The sequence below is a fragment of the Promicromonospora sp. NPDC019610 genome, from assembly GCF_044389365.1.
In the GTDB taxonomy this organism is placed as follows: Bacteria; Actinomycetota; Actinomycetes; order Actinomycetales; family Cellulomonadaceae; genus Promicromonospora.
This window is the reverse complement of the sequence record NZ_JBIRXX010000004.1, coordinates 1-19037: the sequence shown is the minus strand read 5'-3', so window position 1 is coordinate 19037 and position 19037 is coordinate 1. Positions and strand designations below refer to the sequence as shown.

15 protein-coding genes are annotated in these 19037 nt (G+C 73.6%); 10 read left to right on the top strand and 5 right to left on the bottom strand.

The features are described from left to right. Window positions 1-183: 183 nt before the first annotated feature. Window positions 184-1506 carry a heparan-alpha-glucosaminide N-acetyltransferase domain-containing protein gene (locus ACH45N_RS24945; RefSeq protein ID WP_397398657.1) on the top strand — a complete coding sequence of 441 codons (1323 nt, stop codon included), beginning with the start codon at window positions 184-186 and terminating at the stop codon, window positions 1504-1506. Window positions 1507-1600: 94 nt separating this feature from the next. Here ACH45N_RS24945 and ACH45N_RS24940 read toward each other — a convergent pair whose 3' ends face one another. Both ACH45N_RS24940 and ACH45N_RS24935 read right to left on the bottom strand, forming a co-directional pair. After that, window positions 1601-2476, bottom strand: coding sequence for a PhzF family phenazine biosynthesis protein (locus ACH45N_RS24940; protein ID WP_397398656.1), 876 nt, complete (start codon window positions 2474-2476; stop codon window positions 1601-1603). Between the two features lie 97 nt (window positions 2477-2573). Then, window positions 2574-3545: an aldo/keto reductase gene (locus ACH45N_RS24935; RefSeq protein ID WP_397398655.1), complete on the bottom strand. Its 972-nt coding sequence runs from the start codon at window positions 3543-3545 to the stop codon at window positions 2574-2576. Window positions 3546-3627: 82 nt separating this feature from the next. Between ACH45N_RS24935 and ACH45N_RS24930 the strand changes: the two genes are divergently transcribed. The 4 genes from ACH45N_RS24930 to ACH45N_RS24915 all read left to right on the top strand — a co-directional run bounded on the left by ACH45N_RS24930 (window position 3628) and on the right by ACH45N_RS24915 (window position 7645). Continuing rightward, on the top strand, window positions 3628-4701 hold the full coding sequence (locus ACH45N_RS24930) for a 3-methyladenine DNA glycosylase (protein ID WP_397398654.1): 1074 nt from the start codon (window positions 3628-3630) through the stop codon (window positions 4699-4701). A gap of 167 nt (window positions 4702-4868) precedes the next feature. Beyond that, entirely contained in the window at window positions 4869-5480 is a 612-nt protein-coding gene (locus ACH45N_RS24925; protein ID WP_397398653.1) for a lytic polysaccharide monooxygenase auxiliary activity family 9 protein, read from the top strand. 305 nt (window positions 5481-5785) lie between these two features. Next, on the top strand, window positions 5786-6427 hold the full coding sequence (locus tag ACH45N_RS24920) for a lytic polysaccharide monooxygenase auxiliary activity family 9 protein (RefSeq protein WP_397398652.1): 642 nt from the start codon (window positions 5786-5788) through the stop codon (window positions 6425-6427). Window positions 6428-6562: 135 nt separating this feature from the next. Further along, window positions 6563-7645: a phosphotransferase gene (locus ACH45N_RS24915; RefSeq protein WP_397398651.1), complete on the top strand. Its 1083-nt coding sequence runs from the start codon at window positions 6563-6565 to the stop codon at window positions 7643-7645. Here ACH45N_RS24915 and ACH45N_RS24910 read toward each other — a convergent pair. Then, entirely contained in the window at window positions 7624-8913 is a 1290-nt protein-coding gene (locus ACH45N_RS24910; RefSeq protein WP_397398650.1) for a DUF418 domain-containing protein, read from the bottom strand. The genes ACH45N_RS24915 and ACH45N_RS24910 overlap by 22 nt on opposite strands. A gap of 249 nt (window positions 8914-9162) precedes the next feature. Here ACH45N_RS24910 and ACH45N_RS24905 point away from each other — a divergent pair, with 249 nt between their 5' ends. Both ACH45N_RS24905 and ACH45N_RS24900 read left to right on the top strand, forming a co-directional pair. Continuing rightward, a complete protein-coding gene (locus ACH45N_RS24905) occupies window positions 9163-9975 on the top strand; it encodes a phosphotransferase (protein WP_397398649.1) in 813 nt (270 codons plus the stop codon). Beyond that, complete coding sequence (locus tag ACH45N_RS24900; RefSeq protein ID WP_397398648.1) at window positions 9972-10745, top strand: AAA family ATPase; 774 nt, start codon at window positions 9972-9974, stop codon at window positions 10743-10745. Before ACH45N_RS24905 ends, ACH45N_RS24900 begins: the two co-directional genes overlap by 4 nt. On the opposite strand, the gene ACH45N_RS24895 is transcribed toward ACH45N_RS24900, so the two are convergent. Continuing rightward, the gene (locus ACH45N_RS24895; protein WP_397398647.1) at window positions 10676-11275 is read right to left on the bottom strand and encodes a CGNR zinc finger domain-containing protein; all 600 of its coding nucleotides are present in this window, start codon (window positions 11273-11275) and stop codon (window positions 10676-10678) included. The genes ACH45N_RS24900 and ACH45N_RS24895 overlap by 70 nt on opposite strands. Before the next feature lie 39 nt (window positions 11276-11314). Here ACH45N_RS24895 and ACH45N_RS24890 point away from each other — a divergent pair, with 39 nt between their 5' ends. Continuing rightward, the gene (locus tag ACH45N_RS24890; RefSeq protein ID WP_397398646.1) at window positions 11315-12421 is read left to right on the top strand and encodes an EamA family transporter; all 1107 of its coding nucleotides are present in this window, start codon (window positions 11315-11317) and stop codon (window positions 12419-12421) included. A gap of 225 nt (window positions 12422-12646) precedes the next feature. Here the strand turns inward: ACH45N_RS24890 and ACH45N_RS24885 are convergent, their stop codons facing one another. Further along, a complete protein-coding gene (locus ACH45N_RS24885) occupies window positions 12647-14503 on the bottom strand; it encodes a DUF222 domain-containing protein (RefSeq protein WP_397398645.1) in 1857 nt (618 codons plus the stop codon). Between the two features lie 93 nt (window positions 14504-14596). On the opposite strand from ACH45N_RS24885, the gene ACH45N_RS24880 reads away from it, so the two are divergent. Together ACH45N_RS24880 and ACH45N_RS24875 are read left to right on the top strand one after the other, a co-directional pair. Then, window positions 14597-17404 (top strand): DEAD/DEAH box helicase, encoded by a 2808-nt coding sequence (locus ACH45N_RS24880; protein WP_397398644.1) that lies wholly within the window; start codon window positions 14597-14599, stop codon window positions 17402-17404. 129 nt (window positions 17405-17533) lie between these two features. Continuing rightward, on the top strand, window positions 17534-18907 hold the full coding sequence (locus ACH45N_RS24875; protein WP_397398643.1) for a hypothetical protein: 1374 nt from the start codon (window positions 17534-17536) through the stop codon (window positions 18905-18907). Window positions 18908-19037 lie beyond the last annotated feature (130 nt).

The following is a 19037-nucleotide window of genomic DNA, read 5'->3' as shown; positions in this document are numbered from 1 at the left end:
CGTCGGTGCGGGCCGTGTCGATGCGAGCGATGTCGTGCTCGTTGGCGCTGCCGGTCATGGCCGCACTGTATGTGCGCCGCGCCACGCTGCACATCCGCGTTCTCATCCTTCGGGACGGCTGTCCGGACGATCACCCGGCGTGGCCCCCGCGCGCCGGTCCGCACGACGCGCAAGGATGCGCGCATGTCCACGCTCGCCCAGCCGTCCGCCCGCGTGCGGAGCACCCTCCGCGACAACCTGCTCGGCGGCCCGGGCCGCGTGCTCGGCGCCGACATCGCGCGCGGCGTCGCGGTGCTCGGCATGTTCACGGCGCACGTGGGCGTCACGTCGGACGACCTGGGCACGTTCGAGGGCTGGCTGAGCCTCGCGCACGGGCGCTCGTCGATCCTGTTCGCGACGGTCGCCGGCCTGTCCCTGGCCCTGGTCACGGGCGGCTCGACGCCGTTCACCGGGGAGCGGATGCGCACGGCCCGCGCCCGGATCCTCGTGCGCGTGGTGCTGCTCCTGGCCCTGGTCGCGGTGCTCGACCTGTTCGGCACGCGCGTGCTGCTCATCCTGGGCTTCTACGCCGCCTACTTCGTGCTCGCGCTGCCGTTCCTGCGCGTGCCGCCGGGCCGGCTGGCGGCGATCGCCCTGCTGGTCGCGGTGGTCGGCCCCGTCCTCGTCTACTACGGGCCGGAGGCGCTGGCCCGCGCCGGGCTCCGAGCGCCGCACGACGGTTCCGGCGCGGCCACCGACTTCCTCCTCACGGGGCACTACCCCGCGCTGGTCTGGATGGCGTACGTGCTCGCCGGGCTCGCGCTGGGCCGGTGCGACCTGCGGTCGCCCACGCTGCACCTGGGCCTGGTGGCCGGCGGCTTCGGGGTGGCCGCCCTGACGGCGGTCGCCTCCGCGGTCCTGGTGGCCGACGCCGGGGGGCTGGCCGCGATCGAGGGGCAGCTCGCCGTGACGTCGTCGGACAGCGTGGTGCCGCCGCCCGCCTGGTCGGACCCCTGGCCGCCCGTGTCCGGGCTGTACCTGGAGGGACCGCACGACGACACGATGTTCGAGGCGATCGGCTCCGGCGGGTTCGCGCTCGGTGTGCTCGGGCTGTGCCTGCTGCTCGGCGGGGTGGCGCGGGACGGCTGGTCGGCCGCGGACGACGCCGCGGCAGAGGGCGGGGCGGCGCGAGGCGAGACGGCATGGGGCGAGGCGGCGCTAGGTGAGACGGCGCGAGGCGAGACGCGGCCCGCGGGCGTCCTGCGGGCCGCGCGCGCCGTCGTGCTGACGGTGGTGACGCCGCTGGCCGCCGTCGGGGCGCTGGCCCTGACGGTCTACTCCCTGCAGATCGTCACCATCTGGTGGTGGACCCGCACCTACTGGGACCTCCTCGACCCCGCGACCAACACGCCGCTGGGCTGGATGGTGCTCGTCACCCTCGTCGTGGCCACGCTGTGGCGGGCCCTGCTGGGCCGGGGGCCGCTGGAGCGCCTGTTCGGCTGGGTCGCCCGACGGGCGTTCCCGTAGCAGCGGCCGGACCGACGCCGGGTCCGGCCGCCTGCGTGGTCAGAGCCTGGTCAGAGTCTGGCCAGAGCCTGGTCAGACCGTGGCCAGAGCCTGGTCAGAGGGTCACCTCGCCGACGATCGTCGTGACCGTGTCGCCGCCCACCCACACCTCGCCGTCGGGCAGCTTCGTGACGTGGACGCGCCCGGCGCGCCCCAGCGCCGTCCCCTGCGACGCGACGTACGACGACGGCAGCACGTCGCCGGCGAGCCACTGCCCCAGGCCGGCGTTGAGGCTGCCGGTCACCGGGTCCTCCCCCACGCCGATGGACGGGACGAACGCGCGCACCTCGACGGCGGGCGCGTCGGCGCCGCTGCGTGCCGGGTGGGCGCTCGGGTACTCGCCGACCACGCCCAGCTTCAGGTCGCCCATCGCCACCAGGTCGGGCTCCAGGCCGAGCACCACGTCGGCGTCGCGGAGCTGGACCGCGACCCAGCCCGGACCGTTGTCGACCCAGGCCGAGCGGACGACGTCGGACACCTCCAGGCGCAGCGAGCGCGCGATCTGGGCGACGTCGGCGGCGTCGACCGCGCCCGAACGGGACAGGGGCGGACCGGCGAACGCGAGGCGCTGCCCCGCGTCCGTGTCCTCGCGCCGCACACGCACGAGGCCCACGCCGCACTCCTGGACCACGTCCTGCCCGCGGGGCACGCCGCCCGCCTCCAGCCAGGCGTGCGCGGTGCCGAGCGTCGGGTGCCCGGCGAACGGCAGCTCGCCGCCCGGCGTCCAGATCCGCACGCGGTAGTCGGCGCCGGCGGCCCGGCCGGCGTCGGTCGGGTCGAGCAGGAACGTGGTCTCCGAGAGGTTGGTCCAGCGCGCGAAGGCGGCAAGCTGCTCGTCGGTGAGGCCGTCGGCCCCGTGCACGACGGCGACGGGGTTGCCGCCCGTCGGGGTGGCGGAGAAGACGTTGACCTGGCGGAACGGATGGCTCATGCCACCACGCTACCCAGCCCACGCCGCCCGGTGAACGTCGTGTCAGACGCCGTCGCACGCCAGGGCGGGTCGGGCACGTCAGGCGGGGTCGGGCAGGTCAGGCGGGGAAGATCTCGTCCAGCTCGGCGAGGTCGTCGGCCGTCGGCGTCCACGTCCAGGCCTGGGCGTTGCCGCGCACCTGCTCGGGCCGGGTGGCGCCCGCGATCACCGACGACACCTCGGGCCGGGACAGCAGCCACGAGAACGCGACGACGGTCTCCGTGACGTCCCGCTCCCGGCAGAACGCCGCGAACCTGTCCAGGGCCGCCCACGGTGCGGTCTCCAGGAGCTCGGGCTTGGCCGTGACCAGGCGCGAGCCGTCGGGCCGGGCACCGCCCGCGTACTTGCCCGTGAGCAGGCCGTTCTCGAGCGGGTGGTAGGGCAGCACGCCGATCCCGTACTCCCGCGCGGCGGGCAGCACCTCCCGCTCCAGGCCGCGGGCCAGCAGCGAGTACTTGTTCTGCGCCGAGACGAACCGGGTGCCGCTCAGGCCGCCCTGGGCGCGGGCCACGTGCTCGGCGTCGGCCACCTGCCAGCCGCGGAAGTTGGAGTGGCCCACGTAGCGGACCTTTCCGGAGCGGACCAGGTCGTCGAGCGCGGCGAGCGTCTCGTCGACGGGGGTCGCCGGGTCGGGCGCGTGGAGCTGGTAGAGGTCGATCCAGTCCGTGCCGAGCCGGCGCAGCGACGCCTCGGCCGCCCGCACGATGTACCGGCGCGACCCGCGCGCGCCGAAGTCCTGGCCGTTCGCGCCGTGCACGTCGAGCCCGAACTTCGTGGCGATCAGCACGTCGTCGCGACGTCCCTTGAGCGCGGCGCCGAGCAGCTCCTCGGACAGGCCGGGCCGGGCGCCGTAGGCGTCGGCGGTGTCGAAGAAGGTCACGCCCGCGTCGACCGCGGCGTCGACCAGGGCCGTGGCCCCCTCCACGGTCTCGGTGACGGTGCCGGGGCGGCCGAGGTTGTTGCACCCCAGGCCGACGACGGGAACGGACAGGCCGGAGCGCCCGAGGCGGCGCAGGGGGAGGTCGGACATGGTCGCACCCTATGCGCCGCGCGGTGCTGGGTCGGTGCCTGGCCGGTGCCTGGCCGGTGCCGGGCCGCCTTACCCTGGACCGGTGACCACAGTCCTCGGCAGGCCGACCGCGGCGCTGCTCCCCGAGGAGTGGCTGCCCCTCGCCGCCGCCCACGCCGAGCGCGCCGACGCGCTCACCGCGGTCTGGCGCGCCGCCCGCGCGGCCGGTCGCAAGCACGCGATCGAGGACTTCCTGTTCACGTACTACCCCACGCGCATCGCGCACCTGCGGCGCTGGCACCCGGGTGCGGGCGTCGCGCTCGCGCTGCCCGACGGCGGGGGCGCGCTCGACCCGACGGCGGGCGGTTCGACGGCGTCCGGCCCGACGGCGGACGATTCGACGGCGTCCGCGAACCCGGCGGCCGGGTCCGGCGTGCCCGACCCGGAGGACCGCACCGCCTGGCGGTGGCACCGGACGTCCCCGCCGGACGCCGTCGGGTTCCCGGTCTCCGTCACGCTGGACCGCGACGCGTTCCTCGCCGACCGCGGCGACACCGTGCGGTACGTCCGCGAGCTGCTGTCGGCGACGGCGTCGCGGCCCGGCACGTTCGGCTGCTTCGGGCTGCACGAGTGGGCCATGGTCTACCGCGACCGCGAGGCGGGCCGCGACCAGCGGCACCCCCTGCCGCTCCGGCTCGGGCACGAGGGCACCGACGCCGTGGTCGAGGCCAACCCCGTGCGCTGCTCGCACTTCGACGCGTTCCGGTTCTTCACGCCGGAAGCGACGTCGCGCAACCAGCTCCGGCCGACGCGCGCCACCCAGGTCGGCATGGAGCAGCCCGGCTGCCTGCACGCCAACATGGACCTGTACAAGTGGTGCCTCAAGCTCGGCCCGGCCGTGCCCGGCGACCTGCTGCTCGACGCGTTCGAGCTGGCCCGCGACATCCGCTGGACCGACATGGCGGCCTCCCCGTACGACGTCTCCGAGTACGACGTCGAGGCCGTCCGGATCGAGACGCCCGGCGGCAAGGCCGAGTACGTGCGGCGGCAGCGCGACTTCGCGCGCCGGTCCGGCGCGCTCCGGGAGCGGCTGCTCCGGGCCTGCGACGCGGTGCTCGACGCGGCGTCCGACGCGGTGCTCGACACGGCGTCCGGCACGGCGCTCGACACGCCGTAACCGGCGTCGATCCGCGCTTTTCGGGCCCGCACGCGTACGTAGTTGCCCTACTTGTCGCCGGGCCCTCCCCCTTTCTAGCGTCGTGCCTGTCGCACCCCAGCACTCAGGAGCACCCCAGGCAACTCCCAACTTCGCAGTTCCCACCGACAGAACACGAGGTGAGCCCCATGAGAGTCACCGCACCGCAGACACCCGTCGCCAGAGTCCTGCTCGGCGTCCTCGCCGTCCTGGCCCTGACCCTGACGGCGCTGGTCGCCACACCGAACGCCCTGACCCCCCGGGCCGAGGCCCACGGCTGGGTCGTCTCGCCGCCGAGCCGGCAGGACCACTGCGCCAAGCGGACCGTGAGCTGGTCCTGCAACGGCGTCGAATGGGAGCCACAGAGCGTGGAGGCGCCGAAGGGGTCGATGCTCTGCTCCGGCGGCAGCCGCTTCACCACGCTGGACAACAGCTCCCTGGCCTGGCCGCGCACCAGCATCAGCAGCACGCACACCTTCCGGTGGACGCTGACAGCCTTCCACCGGACGGCGAGCTGGGAGTACTTCGTGGACGGCCGGCTCTTCAAGACGGTGAACGACAACGGCGCGACGCCGCCCGCGACGGTCACGCACACCCTGACGGGCCTGCCCAGCGGCAACCACACGATCCTCGCCCGCTGGAACGTGTACGACACCGCCATGGCGTTCTACGCCTGCATGGACGTCAACATCGGGGGTGGGAGCGCGAGCGCCGGCCAGCAGACGGCGGTCGACGGCCGCCTGCTGGCCGCCCACCGCTGACCCCGCCAGGAAACGGCAGCTGAACCGGTCAGCAGAACCGGTCACCAGAAACGGTCACCAGAAACGAGGGCCGGAACGGCCGGTCTCCCACGTCGGGAGGCCGGCCGTTCGCCCGTCCCAGGACCCGCCGAACGGCCGAAAATACGGGGAACCGCGTACGAATTCACCCTCATTGTCAGCAAAGCAACCATTTCCTAGGTTCGATGCCTATCCAGGAAATTTCACCCGCTCGACCCGGACGCGACTCATCTACCCCGAGGCGTCGCCCGGGCCGGAGACCCGCTCGTACGACGGAAGGCATCACCGTGAACCGTGCACGAACCGCCAGCCCGCAGACCCGACTCCTGCTCTCCGCGCTCGCCGCCCTGGCCCTCGCGGCGGCCTTCCTCACCGCCGCCCCGGGCGCGCTGCTGCCGCAGGCGCAGGCCCACGGCTGGATCACCAGCCCGCCCAGCCGCGCGGACCACTGCGCCTCCGGCACCGTGAGCTTCGACTGCGGCGGCCTCCAGTACGAGCCGCAGAGCGTCGAGGCACCGAAGGGCTCCACGCAGTGCTCGGGCGGCAGCGGCTTCACCGTGGTCGACGACGACTCGCTGCCCTGGCCGCGCACCACCATCGGCGGCGACACCACGTTCCGCTGGCAGATCACGGCCCGGCACTCCACGTCCACCTGGGAGTACTTCGTGGACGGCCAGCTCTTCAAGACCGTGGACGACGGCGGCGCCCAGCCCGGCGCGACCGTCGAGCACACGCTGAGTGGCCTGCCGGCCGGCGACCACACGATCCTGGCCCGCTGGAACATCGCGGACACCGTGAACGCGTTCTACCAGTGCGTCGACGTCACCGTGACCGGTGCCGCCGCAGCCGACGCCGGTGCGGCAGACGCCGGTGCGGCCGCACAGGCGCCGGCGGCCCTCGGCACGCGCGGGGCGCTGACCGCCGTCTGACAACCACGGACCACCCAGGGCCGGGTGCCCGACGCCGATCAGCGCGCCGGACACCCGGCCCCTCGTGTCATCCAGTACCCCGCGGCATCACGAACCGGGCGCCATTTTTCACCCGCTCTATGGGAGGATGGTGCCGTGTCGAGCACAGTGGTCGGCATCGGTCCGACACCCGTCGAAGTACCGCCCGTCATGCACGACCTGGCCGGACGTCTACGGCCGGCCGTGACGGTCGTTCCCGTGTGGCGCAACGAGTACGGCGGCTTCACCGCCCGGCTCGAGGACCGTCAGTCGCCCGGCCCGGCGTCGGACATCGCCGGGCGGAGCGCCTACCTCAAGTGGGTCCCCCGCTCCTCGGCCTGCCCCGACCCGTTCGCCGAGGCGGACCGGCTGACCTGGGCCGCTTCGTTCACGGCGGTGCCCCGCGTGCTCGCCGTGGGACGCGACCCGCGCGGGTCCTGGCTGCTGACCGAGACCGTCGAGGTGGGCGGCACGCTCGCGACGTCCGCCATCGAACCCCGTTGGCGCGCCCTCGCGAAGCGTTCGGCGATCGCCGTCGGCGTGGGCCTGCGCCGGTTCCACGACGCGCTGCCCACCGACACCTGCCCGTTCGTCCGCACGGCCGAGCTGCGCGTCGCCGCCCTGGCGACCGGCACCGACATCGGCACAGGCACAGGCACCGGCAGCGGCACCGACATCGGCACAGGCACAGGCACAGGCACCGGCACCGGCACCGACACAGGCATCGGCATCGGCACCGGCACCGGCACCGGCATCGGCATCGGCACGGGCGCGACAGCCCGCGCGTCGCTCACGACGATGCTGGGCGACCCGCCGCCGGTGGACCGGCTCGTCGTCTGCCACGGCGACGCGACCGTGCCGAACACGCTGCTCGACCGCGCCGGCCGGTTCGCGGCGCACGTCGACGTCGGCGACCTGGGGGTGGCCGACCGCTGGTCCGACATCGCGGTCACCACGCGGAGCATCACCCGCCGCTACGGCCCCGGGCTGGAACCGCTGGTCCTGGCCGCCTACGGCGTCGCGCCCGACCCCGAACGCACCCGCTACTACCGGGCCCTCTGGGACGCCGAGGAGGCGCTCCGGGTGCGTCACGTCCGTCAGCAGCCCGGTTTGGCGCAGCCCGGACCAGAGCGGCCCGGAACAGGCCAGCCCGGACCAGGGCAGCCCGCCCAGCGACGTCACCTGCGGCCCGCGTCGTAGACGCGGTGCATCACCAGCTCGATCGGGCCGCGGGGCCACCTGCGCAGCCACAGGGGCGCCGCCACCATCAGCGTCAGCGAGATCGCGGCCCAGATCAGGACGACCTGCCACGGGTCGCCCCCGGCCAGGCCGAGTCCCCAGTCGAAGCAGATCACCGAGGCGAGCACGTTCTGCAGCACGTAGCAGGACAGCGCGGTCCGCCCGACCCCCTCGACGCCGCGCCACAGCAGGCCGGGCGGGCTGCCCGGCCGCAGGCGGGCGACGAGCGTGGTGCCCAGCGCGAGGATCCCGAGCGCCACCAGTGGCGGGACCAGGTACCGGTCCACCAGCACCCAGCCCGGCCCGGCCCACGTGGTCAGCACGTTCAGGGGGACCCCGGCCCCCAGCCCGACCCATGCGAGCCGACGGCGCAGGCGCGCCCCCTCCTGAGTCGTCGAGAACATCCCGGCGCGGACGAGCCGCGAACCCACGAGGAACAGCACCGTGGCCGACGGCACGATGAGGAGGAGCTCGATCCGGAACACGTCCATGTGCGTGAGCCGCAGCACCACCTGGTCCAGCCAGCTCGCGGTCGACAGGCTCGCGGCGCCGTCGCCCCCAGCGGCCGTCGCACCCTGCCCGCCCCCGCCCTGCCCGCCCCCGGCCTGATCGCCCCCGGCCTGATCGCCCCCGGCCTGATCGCCCGAGGTGCCGACCAGGAGCGCGGTGAGCGCCACGATCGCCGCGACGTAGACGCCGGCCACCACGCCGCCCCAGACGCGCACCACGCGGTCGCTGCGCCCGACCAGCCAGGCGGCGAGCAACGACGCGATCGCGTACCCCATGAGCACGTCGAACTCGAAGACCAGCACGTAGTGCAGCAGACCCTCGACGAAGAGGATCGTGGCCCGGAGCACGTACCGGCCGGGCCACTGCAGCCCCCGCCGCACCATGGAGCGGTACTGCAGCTCGAGCCCCACCCCGAAGAGCAGCGTGAGCAGCGCGAGGAACTTCCCGTTGGACAGCGCCTGCAGCACGGTCCGCACCGGATCGTCGGTGGCGAAGCCGTCCGTGAGCCACGCCGCCGGCCCGCCCGGCGTGCTGAACAGCCAGATGTTGCTGGCGAGAGTGCCGAGGATCGCGATCCCGCGCAGGACGTCGAGCGCGAGGATCCGGCCGGACGCGCCCGTCGGGACCGACCCGACGGACGGGACAGAAGGATCAGACTCGACGGACGGGACGGACGAGGTCGCTGGTGGGGCCGTGCTCGACGGCTCGTGGGCGGGCATGGACCGAGCCTGTCGCGGACCGGGCGCGACGGCGTCGGCCATCCGGCCGATCTCCGCACAGCGGTGTACATCGTTCGGAGGAGGCATGTTCGGAAGAGGCGCGTACGGAGGCGCGTGAGGAGCCGCGTGAGGAGGCGCGTGAGGAGGCCAGTTCGGGGGAGGCACCTGGGGAGATGCCGGGACCCACGCCGTCGTCCGACGCCGGAATTCACCTCGTCCTCACCGGGCCCGGTCTGCCACGCTGGGCCCATGACGATCCCCGCCGAAGCGGTCTCGGTGCCAGACGTCGTGCGCGAGCTGGCCGGTGACGGAGACCTCACGCCGGCCTGGCGCAACGAGCTGGGCGGCCTGACCTTCCGGGTCGACCCGCCGCACCCCACGACGCACGTGACGGGCCCGGCTCCGTCGTCCAGCTACTACGTCAAGTGGATGCCGTTCTCGGACCGGGCGACGACCGAACGGGTCGACCTGGAGAACGAGGCGGCGCGGATGCGCTGGGCCGAGACCTGGACGCCGGTGCCGCACGTCCTCGACGTCGGCTCCGACGCGGAGGCGGCGTGGCTGGTCACGGCCGCGATGCCCGCGCGCTCCGCCGTCGACCCGCGCTGGCTGGCCGAGCCGGAGACCGCGGCCCGAGCCATCGGGGCCGGGCTCCGCGCGCTGCACGACGTGCTGCCCGTCGACGAGTGCCCGTGGACCTGGAGCATCGAGGACCGCATGGCGATCGCCGAGGATCGGGCGGTCCGGGGTCACGCCGCCGACGGGTGGTCGGCCGAGGCGCGGGCGCGCCTGGCGGACGCGCCCGAGCACGACCGCGTCGTCGTCTGCCACGGCGACGCCTGCGCGCCCAACACCCTGCTCGCCGACGACGGCACCTGGTTCGGGCACGTAGACCTCGGCGGGCTCGGCGTCGCCGACCGCTGGGCCGACCTCGCCGTCGCGACCTACAGCCTGGGGTGGAACTACGGCCCCGGGTACGACCACCTGGTCTACGAGGCGTACGGGATCGACGAGGACCCGGAGCGGGTCGCCTGGTACCGCCTCCTGTGGGACCTCGGGTGAGCGGGACCGGCACCGGCACGGCGGCCGCGGCGGGAACCACCACCCCCGGCCTGCTCGTCGTGACCGGCCCGCCCGGCTCGGGCAAGTCCACGGTGTGCGAGGCCCTGGTCGACCGCTGGGAGCCGAGCGTCCTCGTCGAGGGTGACGCGTTCTTCCGCTTCCTGCGGCGCGGGATGATCCCGCCCTGGCTCCCGGAGTCGCATGCCCAGAACGACACGACGACCCGCGCCGCAGCGGCCGCCGCGGGCGGTTTCGCCGCCGGTGGCATGGTCGTGGTCTACGACGGCGTGATCGGCCCGTGGTTCCTGCCTACGTTCGCGCGGTTCGCCGGTGTCGCGGCGCTCGACTACGTGGTGCTGCTGCCGCCGGTGGAGGTCTGCCTGCGGCGGGTCGAGACGCGCACGGGTCACGGGTTCACGGACCTCGCCGCCGCCCGGCACATGCACGACGACTTCGTCCGGGCGACGACGCCGGGCACCGGCGACGCGGGGCGCGGCGGCGCGCGCCCCGGCGGCGCGGTCTCCGACACCGCGTCCACCGAGAGCGCGACCACCGACGGCGCGGGCGGCGACGGGGCGGACGGCGACAGCCCGACAGCCCCGCCCGGAGCCGTCCTCACCGACCTGCCGGACGACGTCGCCGGGGTGGCCGACGCGATCGTCGCGGCCATGGTCGCAGGCCGGTCGCGCTACGCAGTGGACTACGCCGTCGACGACACCGCCGACGACGACACCGCCGACGAGGACACTGCCGACACCGACGACGCCTGATCCGCGCGCCGGGCGCGATGGGCTGCCTGGGCGTTGCGGTTGCTGCACGTGGTGGAGCAGTAGCGCCGCGACCGGTTGCGGGACAGGTCCAGGACGATCCCCTGGCAGTCGTCATCGGCGCACACCGCGAGCCGGGACAGCTCGTCGTCCCGGATCAGGTCGATCATCGCCATCGCCGTCTCGACCAGGATGCGCGTGGCGAGCGGCGCGTCGCTCGGGACGGCGTGGATGTGCCAGTCGGCGGGCGGGTGCCGCACGAGCTGCGGCACCGCCCCTGCGGCGGACAGCATGTCGTTGACCAGCGCGACGGCCGCGTCCCGGTCGGCGGTGAGCAGCTCGCGCAGCCGCGGCTGCAGCGCCAGCACCTCCTCCAGCTCGGCCTGCGTGCCGTCGTGCCGACCCGTGTAGCCCTGCCCGGCGAAGAACGCGTCGAGGTCGGCCACGGTCCCGATCGTGACCGGCGGCTCGCCCGCGTTCACGAGCACGACGGCGGCCTGGAGCGACTCCTCGGTGTCATGAGTGAAAACCACATTGACACATTACTCTCCCCGCCCGTAGCGTCAGGACCCATGGGCGCTGTGACACCTGACATCAACGGGCCGGTCCCCGGCCGCCCGAGCCTCGGCGGGCCGGCCGCACGGGGGTCGCGCGGGCTCCGTGAGTCACGCGGGCTCCGTAGGTTCCGCGTCGTCCGGCCCCGGCCGTCGCGCCGGCTCGCCCTGGGTCTGGTGTTCGCCGTCGCCTCGGCGGTGGCGTTCAGCCTGTCCGGGGTGTTCGCCAGCGGGCTCCTGGACACGGGCTGGAGCCCGGGCGCGATGGTCCTGGTCCGGGTGGCCATCGCCACGCTGGTGGTGCTGCCGCTCGGCATCGTCTCGCTGCGCGGGGACTGGAAGCCGGTCCGCCGCAACCTCGGGCTCATCGCGGTCTACGGCGCGGTGTCCGTCGCGGGTTGCCAGTTCGCCTACTTCTCGGCAGTGCAGCACATGCCCGTGGGACCGGCCCTGCTCATCGAGTACACGGCGCCGGCCGCCGTGGTGCTCTGGTTCTGGCTCCGGCACGGTCAGCGCCCCACGCGGGCGACGGTCGGCGGCACGCTGCTCGCCGCCGTCGGTCTCGTGCTCGTGCTGAACCTGATCTCGGGTGCCCCGGGCGCCAGGGCCGTCGACCCCGTCGGCATCGCGTGGGCCCTGGTCGCGATGCTCGGCGTCTCGACCTACTTCGTCATCAACGCGAACGTCGACACCGGCCTACCGCCGCTCGCCCTGGCGGCCGGCGGGCTGACGACCGCGACCGTGGCACTGGGTCTGCTCGGCGCGACCGGGCTCATGCCGCTCGAGTACAGCACCGCTTCGCCGGTGTACGCGGGTACGGCAGTGCCGTGGTGGTTGCCGCTCGTGGGCCTCGGCGTGATCACCGCAGCGTTCGCCTACGTCGCCGGGATCGCCGCGGGCCGGCTCCTCGGTCCCCGGCTGTCGTCCTTCGTCGGGCTGTTCGAGGTGGTCTCCGCCATCGGCTTCGCCTGGCTGCTGCTCGGCGAGCTGCCGCAGCCGATCCAGCTCGTGGGCGGCGCCCTGATCCTCGCCGGGGTGGTCGCGGTGCAGGCCGGCGAGAAGCGCGTGGACAGCAGGTCCGCGGACGACAAGCCGACCGGGATCGCACAGACGACTCCCCGGTAGCTCCAGCCCGGCCCAGCTCAGCCCGGCCCCGTCCAGCCCGGCCCCATCCAGCCCGGCCCGGCCCGGCCCAACCCGGCGGCCACGCCGCTCGGCCCCCGCCCAGCCCAGCCTGGCGGTCACGCCACTCGTCACCCCGCCCAGCCAGCCCGGCGGCCACGCCGCTCACCCCGACCAGCCGCTGCCCAGTCCGGCCCGGCGGTCACGCCGCCCGGCCCAGCCCGGCGCTCACGCCGCCGGGTCCGGTGGCTCACCACCGTCGGACCGGACCACAGGCCCTGCCCGATCAACCAGCTCCGCCGGTGACGCCGGATCATCTGGCGCGGCCGGGTCGGCGATCGCCCTGCCGTGACGATCCTTGAAGGCCCACCCACCGACGCCCTCTCGCCAGCGCATCGTGACGCCGGTCGTATCGACCAGATCGTGATGGTGATAGCAGAGCAGGGCGCCGTTGGCCACGGAGGTCTCGCCGCCGTCGGCCCAGTGCCGGACGGCGTGGTGGACCTCGCACCGGGACGGCGGCTGGTCGCACGACGGATAGACGCAGTGCTGGTCCCGGACCGTCACCGCTCTACGCATCTGGCCGGTGACCGTCCGTTGTGCCCGCCCGACGTCGACCACCGCACTGTCGGGGCCGAACACCACACGTGTGATGGCGCTGTCGCACGCCAACCGGCGAAACAGACTTCTCGGGACGACGGTGTCGCGCCCGTCTCCGACCAGTGTCGGAGGTATCGACTCGAAGGCCGCACCCGCCCGCAAGCGCGAGGTTCCTCCAGCACCCGCACCCGCACCGCCCTCGGTTCCGCACCCACTTGTCCCGTCGACCAGCCGGTCCATCTCGCTGAGCGACACGAGCACGCTGATCTGCGGCCGGACCGCGGCACCCGAACCCGTCCGGCCGTTGTCGAGCACCGTGCGAGCCAGGTCCGCGAGCGCCTGCGCCCGGCGCTGCGTCGCCGTCCGGTCGTCGCCCGGGGTCGGCTTGCCCATCACCGATCCGAGCGCGGCACTCAGCGCGTGGCCGTGCTCGTCGGTGAGGAAGCCCTTGACGTGGAACCCACCCAGCGTCTTGGCCAGCTCCAGGTGCTCACGTTCCTTGGCGATCCGATAGCCGCGCTCGTCGGCATCCGGGTCCGCCTGGTCGGCGAACCGGTCGACGATGCGCCGGAAGCCGTCCGGCGTGTTCAGCTCGACGTGGGTCAGCAGCAGCTCTTCCCGGGTCATCGTCGCAGCCCTGGGCCGTAGCGCGCTGCCCTCACCGGCGTCACCGCCCGGGCCGTCGCCAGCCACGTCACCGGCGGCCGAGTCACCACCGCCCGAGTCACCACCCCCCGGCTCGCTGTCACCACCGTCGTCCCCGTCAACGGGCTCGGAACCGCCGATCACCTCGAGCTCGGTCACGCCGGGTTCTACCAGCACCTCCTCCGCGAGCGCCTCGGCGCGCATGTCCGAGGTCGGGGCCTTGTCGATCATCGCCCGCAGCTGCTCGGGGCCGACCCGGCCGGCCAGGGCCCCGGCGAGCGTCGCCGGCAGGTACGCGGCGAGCCGACGTCCGGCCCTCGCGTCCCGGCTCGCCGTGCCGAACCGCACGCCCTCCCGCCGCGACAGCCACGCGGCGAACGTGCGCGACCCGTCCGTCGCCCACAGCCCGTGGACCTCGATCCTGGGCAGCCAGGACACGCGCAGGACGTCGAGGCGATGCACGGCCTTGCGCAGGCTCGGCGACATCGACGTCAGCCGGTCCGCGACAGCACCAGCACCAGCCAGTTCCTGCGCGTCCAGCGCCTCCGGCCCCGCCACCTCCACCAGCTCGTCCACGATCCGCCCGAGGTCGGCGACAACGTCCGCCACCTCGCGCGAGGAGCCCTTCTCGCCCTCAGCAGGCTGCACCATCTCGACCACCACGGCCGTCACCTCCTCACCAAGACCGCACCACCACCAGCCCGATCTCCGCTCAACCACCCCCACCATATGGAACAACCGTCCGCAGCGACGGCCCCATCGGAAATCTGTGCACAACCCTTCAAATGGGTCGCCTGTGGTCGCACTCTCTCGGCGAAAAGACGCCACGAGGGTCTCCACCAAGCCAGCCCGCCGACCCGCACGCCCGCCCCGCACCCGTGCGGGGACCGGATCTCCGCCCCTCTTCACCCGCCTGCAAGAATGGGCAGCACCATGACCGCGCCCTCCTCGACGACGTCGACAACCTCGACCGCCCCCTCCGCCACCGACCGCCCGGCCTCGTCGTCGGGCGCCCCGAAGCCCGCGGGGACCCTGATCCCGTACCTGCCCGCGCCCACGGGCAAGGACCCCGACCCGGACGTCCTGTTCGAGAGCTTCGGCGAGTGGGCCGCGGCGGGCGGGCGCGCGCTGTACCCGCACCAGGAGGAGGCCCTCCTGGAGGTCATGACGGGGTCCCACGTGGTCCTCGCGACACCCACGGGCTCCGGCAAGTCGATGGTCGCCATGGGTGCGCAGTTCGCCGCTCTGGCGGCCCACCGCTCCGGGCGCGGCGGCCGCACGTACTACACAGCGCCGCTCAAGGCGCTGGTCAGCGAGAAGTTCTTCGACCTCGTCGCCGCGTTCGGCTCGAAGAACGTCGGCATGATGACGGGCGACTCCGCCGTCAACCCGGACGCCCCGATCATCTGCTGCACCGCCGAGATCCTCGCGAACCTCGCGCTGCGCCGGGGCGACGCCGCGGACGAGACGAACACCGCCGCGGACGACGACGCCATCGCGCAGGTCGTCATGGACGAGTTCCACTACTACGGCGACCCGCAGCGCGGCTGGGCGTGGCAGGTGCCGCTGCTGGAGCTCACGAACACCCAGTTCATCCTGATGAGCGCCACACTCGGCGACACCACCCGGCTGCGCGAGGACCTCGAGGAGCGCACCGGGCGGCCCGTCGCCGAGGTCGCGGGCGCCGAGCGCCCCGTGCCGCTCACCTTCTCCTACGTGGTGGAGCCGCTCACCGAGGTGATCCAGGAGCTGGTGACCACGCACCGCGCCCCGGTGTACGTCGTGCACTTCACGCAGAAGGACGCCGTCGACCGGGCGCAGTCCCTGCTGTCGATGAACGTCTCCAGCAAGTCCGAGAAGGAGGCGATCATCGCGGAGATGGGCGCCTTCCGGTTCGGCACCGGGTTCGGCAAGATCCTGAGCAAGTTCCTGCGGCACGGCGTGGGCGTGCACCACGCGGGCATGCTGCCCAAGTACCGCCGCCTGGTGGAGCGCCTGACGCAGAAGGGCCTGCTCAAGGTCGTGTGCGGCACCGACACCCTCGGCGTCGGCATCAATGTGCCCATCCGCACCGTGCTCCTCACGAGTCTCGTCAAGTTCGACGGCGAGCGGATGCGCCACCTCAGCGCGCGCGAGTTCCACCAGATCGCGGGGCGCGCGGGCCGGGCCGGGTACGACACCGTGGGCGAGGTGCTCGTCATGGCACCCGAGCACGTCATCGAGAACCGGAAGATCCTGGCCAAGGCCGGCGACGACCCGAAGAAGCTGAAGAAGATCGTGCGCAAGAAGGCGCCGTCGGGCAGCGTGAACTGGACCGACGCGACCTTCGAGCGCCTGCGCGACGCCGATCCGGAGCCCCTGGTCTCCCAGTTCCGCGTGAACCACGCGATGGTGCTCAACGTGCTGGCGCGCGCCTCCAGCCACGGCTCCGGACCCGGCCAGACCGGCGCGACCGACCCCGTCGACGCCATGCGCCACCTCCTGACCGCCAACCACGACTCGGAGACGCAGCAGGCCGAGCACGTGCGGCAGGCGTTCCGCATCTACCGGTCGCTGCGGCTCGCGGGCGTCGTGGAGAAGGTCCGGGTGCCGGACGGCGCCGGCGGCCTGCGGCCGTCCGCCCGCCTCATGGTGGACCTCCCCCGCGACTTCGCGCTGAACCAGCCGCTGTCCCCGTTCGCGCTGGCGGCCATGGACCTGCTCGACGTCGAGAGCCCGACGCACGCCCTCGACGTCGTCTCCGTCATCGAGGCCACCCTCGACGACCCGCGCCAGGTGCTCATGGGCCAGCAGAACCGGGCGCGCGGCGAGGCCGTCGCGGCCATGAAGGCCGAGGGGCTGGAGTACGAGAAACGCATGGAGCTGCTGGAGGAGGTCACGTGGCCCAAGCCGCTGGCCGACCTCCTGGAACCCGCCTTCCAGACCTACCGCCGCACCAACCCGTGGGTCGCGGACGCCGAGCTGTCGCCCAAGTCCGTGGTGCGCGACATGGTCGAGAAGGCCATGACGTTCGCCGAGATCGTGAGCGTGTACGGGCTGGAGCGCACCGAGGGCGTGGTGCTGCGCTACCTCGCCGATGCCTTCCGGGCCGTCCGCCAGGTGGTTCCCGACGAGCACCGCACCGAGGAGGTGCAGGAGATCATCGAGTGGCTCGGTGAGCTCGTGCGCGGCGTGGACTCCTCGTTGCTCGACGAGTGGGAGCGCTTGGCCAACCCCGTGGACGACGATGCCGACCTCGTGACGGACGGCGAGCTCGCCGACGCCGGGGCCGAGGCGCCCGTGCGCCCCGTCACCGGCAACCCGCGCGCGTTCCGGCGCCTGGTCCGCAACGCGATGTTCCGCCGCGTCGAGCTCGTCGCCCGCGAGGCGTACTCCGCGCTCGCCGCGCTGGACCCGGGCTGGGACGCCGACGCGTGGGCCGACGCCCTGGACCCGTTGTTCGAGGAGCAGGGCGACGACGCCGTCGGCATCGGCCCGGAGGCCCGCTCGGCCGCCCTCCTGACCATCCTGGAGCCGGGCGCGGAGCTGCCGGGCGGCAGCACCGGCAGCTCCAGCAGCACCGGCACCGTCGGGCAGGACGGCGAGACCGGCCGCGTCGAGCCCGGCACCTGGTGGGTGCGGCAGGTGCTCGACGACGCCGACCGCAACCGCGACTGGGCCATCACCGCGCGGGTCGACCTGGCGGCGAGCGACGAGGCCGGCGAGGTCGTGCTGACCGTGGTCGCCGTCGGCCAGGTCTAGCGAGTACCGCGGGAAGTTTTCCCGGGTCTTTTACTTACCGTTTACCCCAGCGCGGCCGTGGCATAAGCTCCGCTATTGAAGATCCGGTCAGCAGTGCCGCACCGGCACTGCCTGGACACAGGAGTGCCAATGACGACGCACCTGCCCTCTTCCGACCGCTCCGGCCACCGCTACCGACACCCGCACGCCCGACGCGTACACGCCCGACGCCTGCACGCCCGACACCTGCACAGCCGGCACCTGCACACCCGACGGACCCTCGCCCTGCTCGTCGCGACCTGCCTCGCCGCCGTCACGGCTGTCACCGCGGCCACGCCCGCGACCGCCGCTCCCCTGTCCGCTGCCCCCCTGTCCGCCGCTCCCCTGTCCGCCGACGGCCCCGGCGTCGGCACCCCGTGGGTCGTCACCCTCGGCGACTCCTACATCTCCGGGGAGGCCGGCCGCTGGGCGGGCGCCTCCAACAGCGATTCCGACCGCGCCGACGCCCTCGGGCCGACCGCCTACTTCGACAACGCCGGCGGCACGGGCGAGACCATCGCCCGGTGCCACCGCGCCTCCTCCGCCGAGGCCCACATCGGCGGAGGTGTCAACGGCCTCAACCTCGCCTGCAGCGGGGCCACGACCGCCACCTCGACCGGCACGTACTTCAAGCCGGGCATCGACTTCTACGAGGGCTCCGCCGGCAAGGGCCAGGCCCGCATGCTCCAGGAGGCGGCCGCCACCCGGAACGTGCGCATGGTCGTCGTCTCGATCGGCGGGAACGACTTCCAGTTCGCGAGCGTCGTGCAGAGCTGCGTGGTCAACTTCCTCACCTCGCCGAGCTGGTGGAAGAACTACTGCCACGACGACAGCTCGGTCACGGCCAACTTCACCGCCTCGAACGTCGCCACGATCCGGGCCCGGGTGGCGGGCGCGCTCCGCAACGTAGCGACCGCGATGAGCAACGCCGGCTACAGCACCGGCCAGTGGACCCTGGTGGTCCAGACCTACCCGTCGCCCGTGCCGAACGGCTCCGGGATCCGCTACGCGGAGTCCGGCTACACCCGGCAGTCCACGGGCGGCTGCGGCCTGTGGAACCGGGACGCCGACTGGGCCAACTCCACGGCCCTGCCCACCATCAACGGCGCACTGCTGGGCGCCGCCTCCGACGTCGGTCTGCCGAACGTCCGCACCCTCGACATGACGCACGCGTTCGACGGCAAGCGGCTGTGCGAGACCGGCGTCGGGCTCTACGAGGAGGTGGGCCTGCCGAGCTGGCAGTCACCCGGCGCGGTCGACCGGACCGAGTGGGTCAACCAGATCCGCACCGTCAGCACGATCGGCGACTCGCCCTACTACGTCCAGGAGTCGCTGCACCCCAGCTACTGGGGGCAGCTCGCGATGCGCAACTGCCTGCGCCAGGTCTGGAACGCCGGCAACCCGCGCAGCGGGAGCTGCACCGTCGGCAACCTCGGCACGGCGAAGCTGAGCCCGACGGGCGAACCGCTCATGTCGCTCCACTGACCCTCCGCGCCCGCGGACGTGGGGGGGGGGGGGGGGGCCCGGGGGGGCGGGGAGGGCCCCCCCGCCCCGGGGGGGGGGGGGGGGCGGGGCCCCCCGCCCCCGCGCCCGGGGGGGCGGGCCCCCCCCCAAA

Coding starts and splice junctions, on each gene's coding strand:
- ACH45N_RS24945 (WP_397398657.1), top strand. CDS start 184: ATGTCCACGCTCGCCCAGCCGTCCGCCCGCGTGCGGAGCACCCTCCGC.
- ACH45N_RS24940 (WP_397398656.1), bottom strand. CDS start 2,476: ATGAGCCATCCGTTCCGCCAGGTCAACGTCTTCTCCGCCACCCCGACG.
- ACH45N_RS24935 (WP_397398655.1), bottom strand. CDS start 3,545: ATGTCCGACCTCCCCCTGCGCCGCCTCGGGCGCTCCGGCCTGTCCGTT.
- ACH45N_RS24925 (WP_397398653.1), top strand. CDS start 4,869: ATGAGAGTCACCGCACCGCAGACACCCGTCGCCAGAGTCCTGCTCGGC.
- ACH45N_RS24910 (WP_397398650.1), bottom strand. CDS start 8,913: ATGCCCGCCCACGAGCCGTCGAGCACGGCCCCACCAGCGACCTCGTCC.
- ACH45N_RS24905 (WP_397398649.1), top strand. CDS start 9,163: ATGACGATCCCCGCCGAAGCGGTCTCGGTGCCAGACGTCGTGCGCGAG.
- ACH45N_RS24890 (WP_397398646.1), top strand. CDS start 11,315: ATGGGCGCTGTGACACCTGACATCAACGGGCCGGTCCCCGGCCGCCCG.
- ACH45N_RS24880 (WP_397398644.1), top strand. CDS start 14,597: ATGACCGCGCCCTCCTCGACGACGTCGACAACCTCGACCGCCCCCTCC.
- ACH45N_RS24875 (WP_397398643.1), top strand. CDS start 17,534: ATGACGACGCACCTGCCCTCTTCCGACCGCTCCGGCCACCGCTACCGA.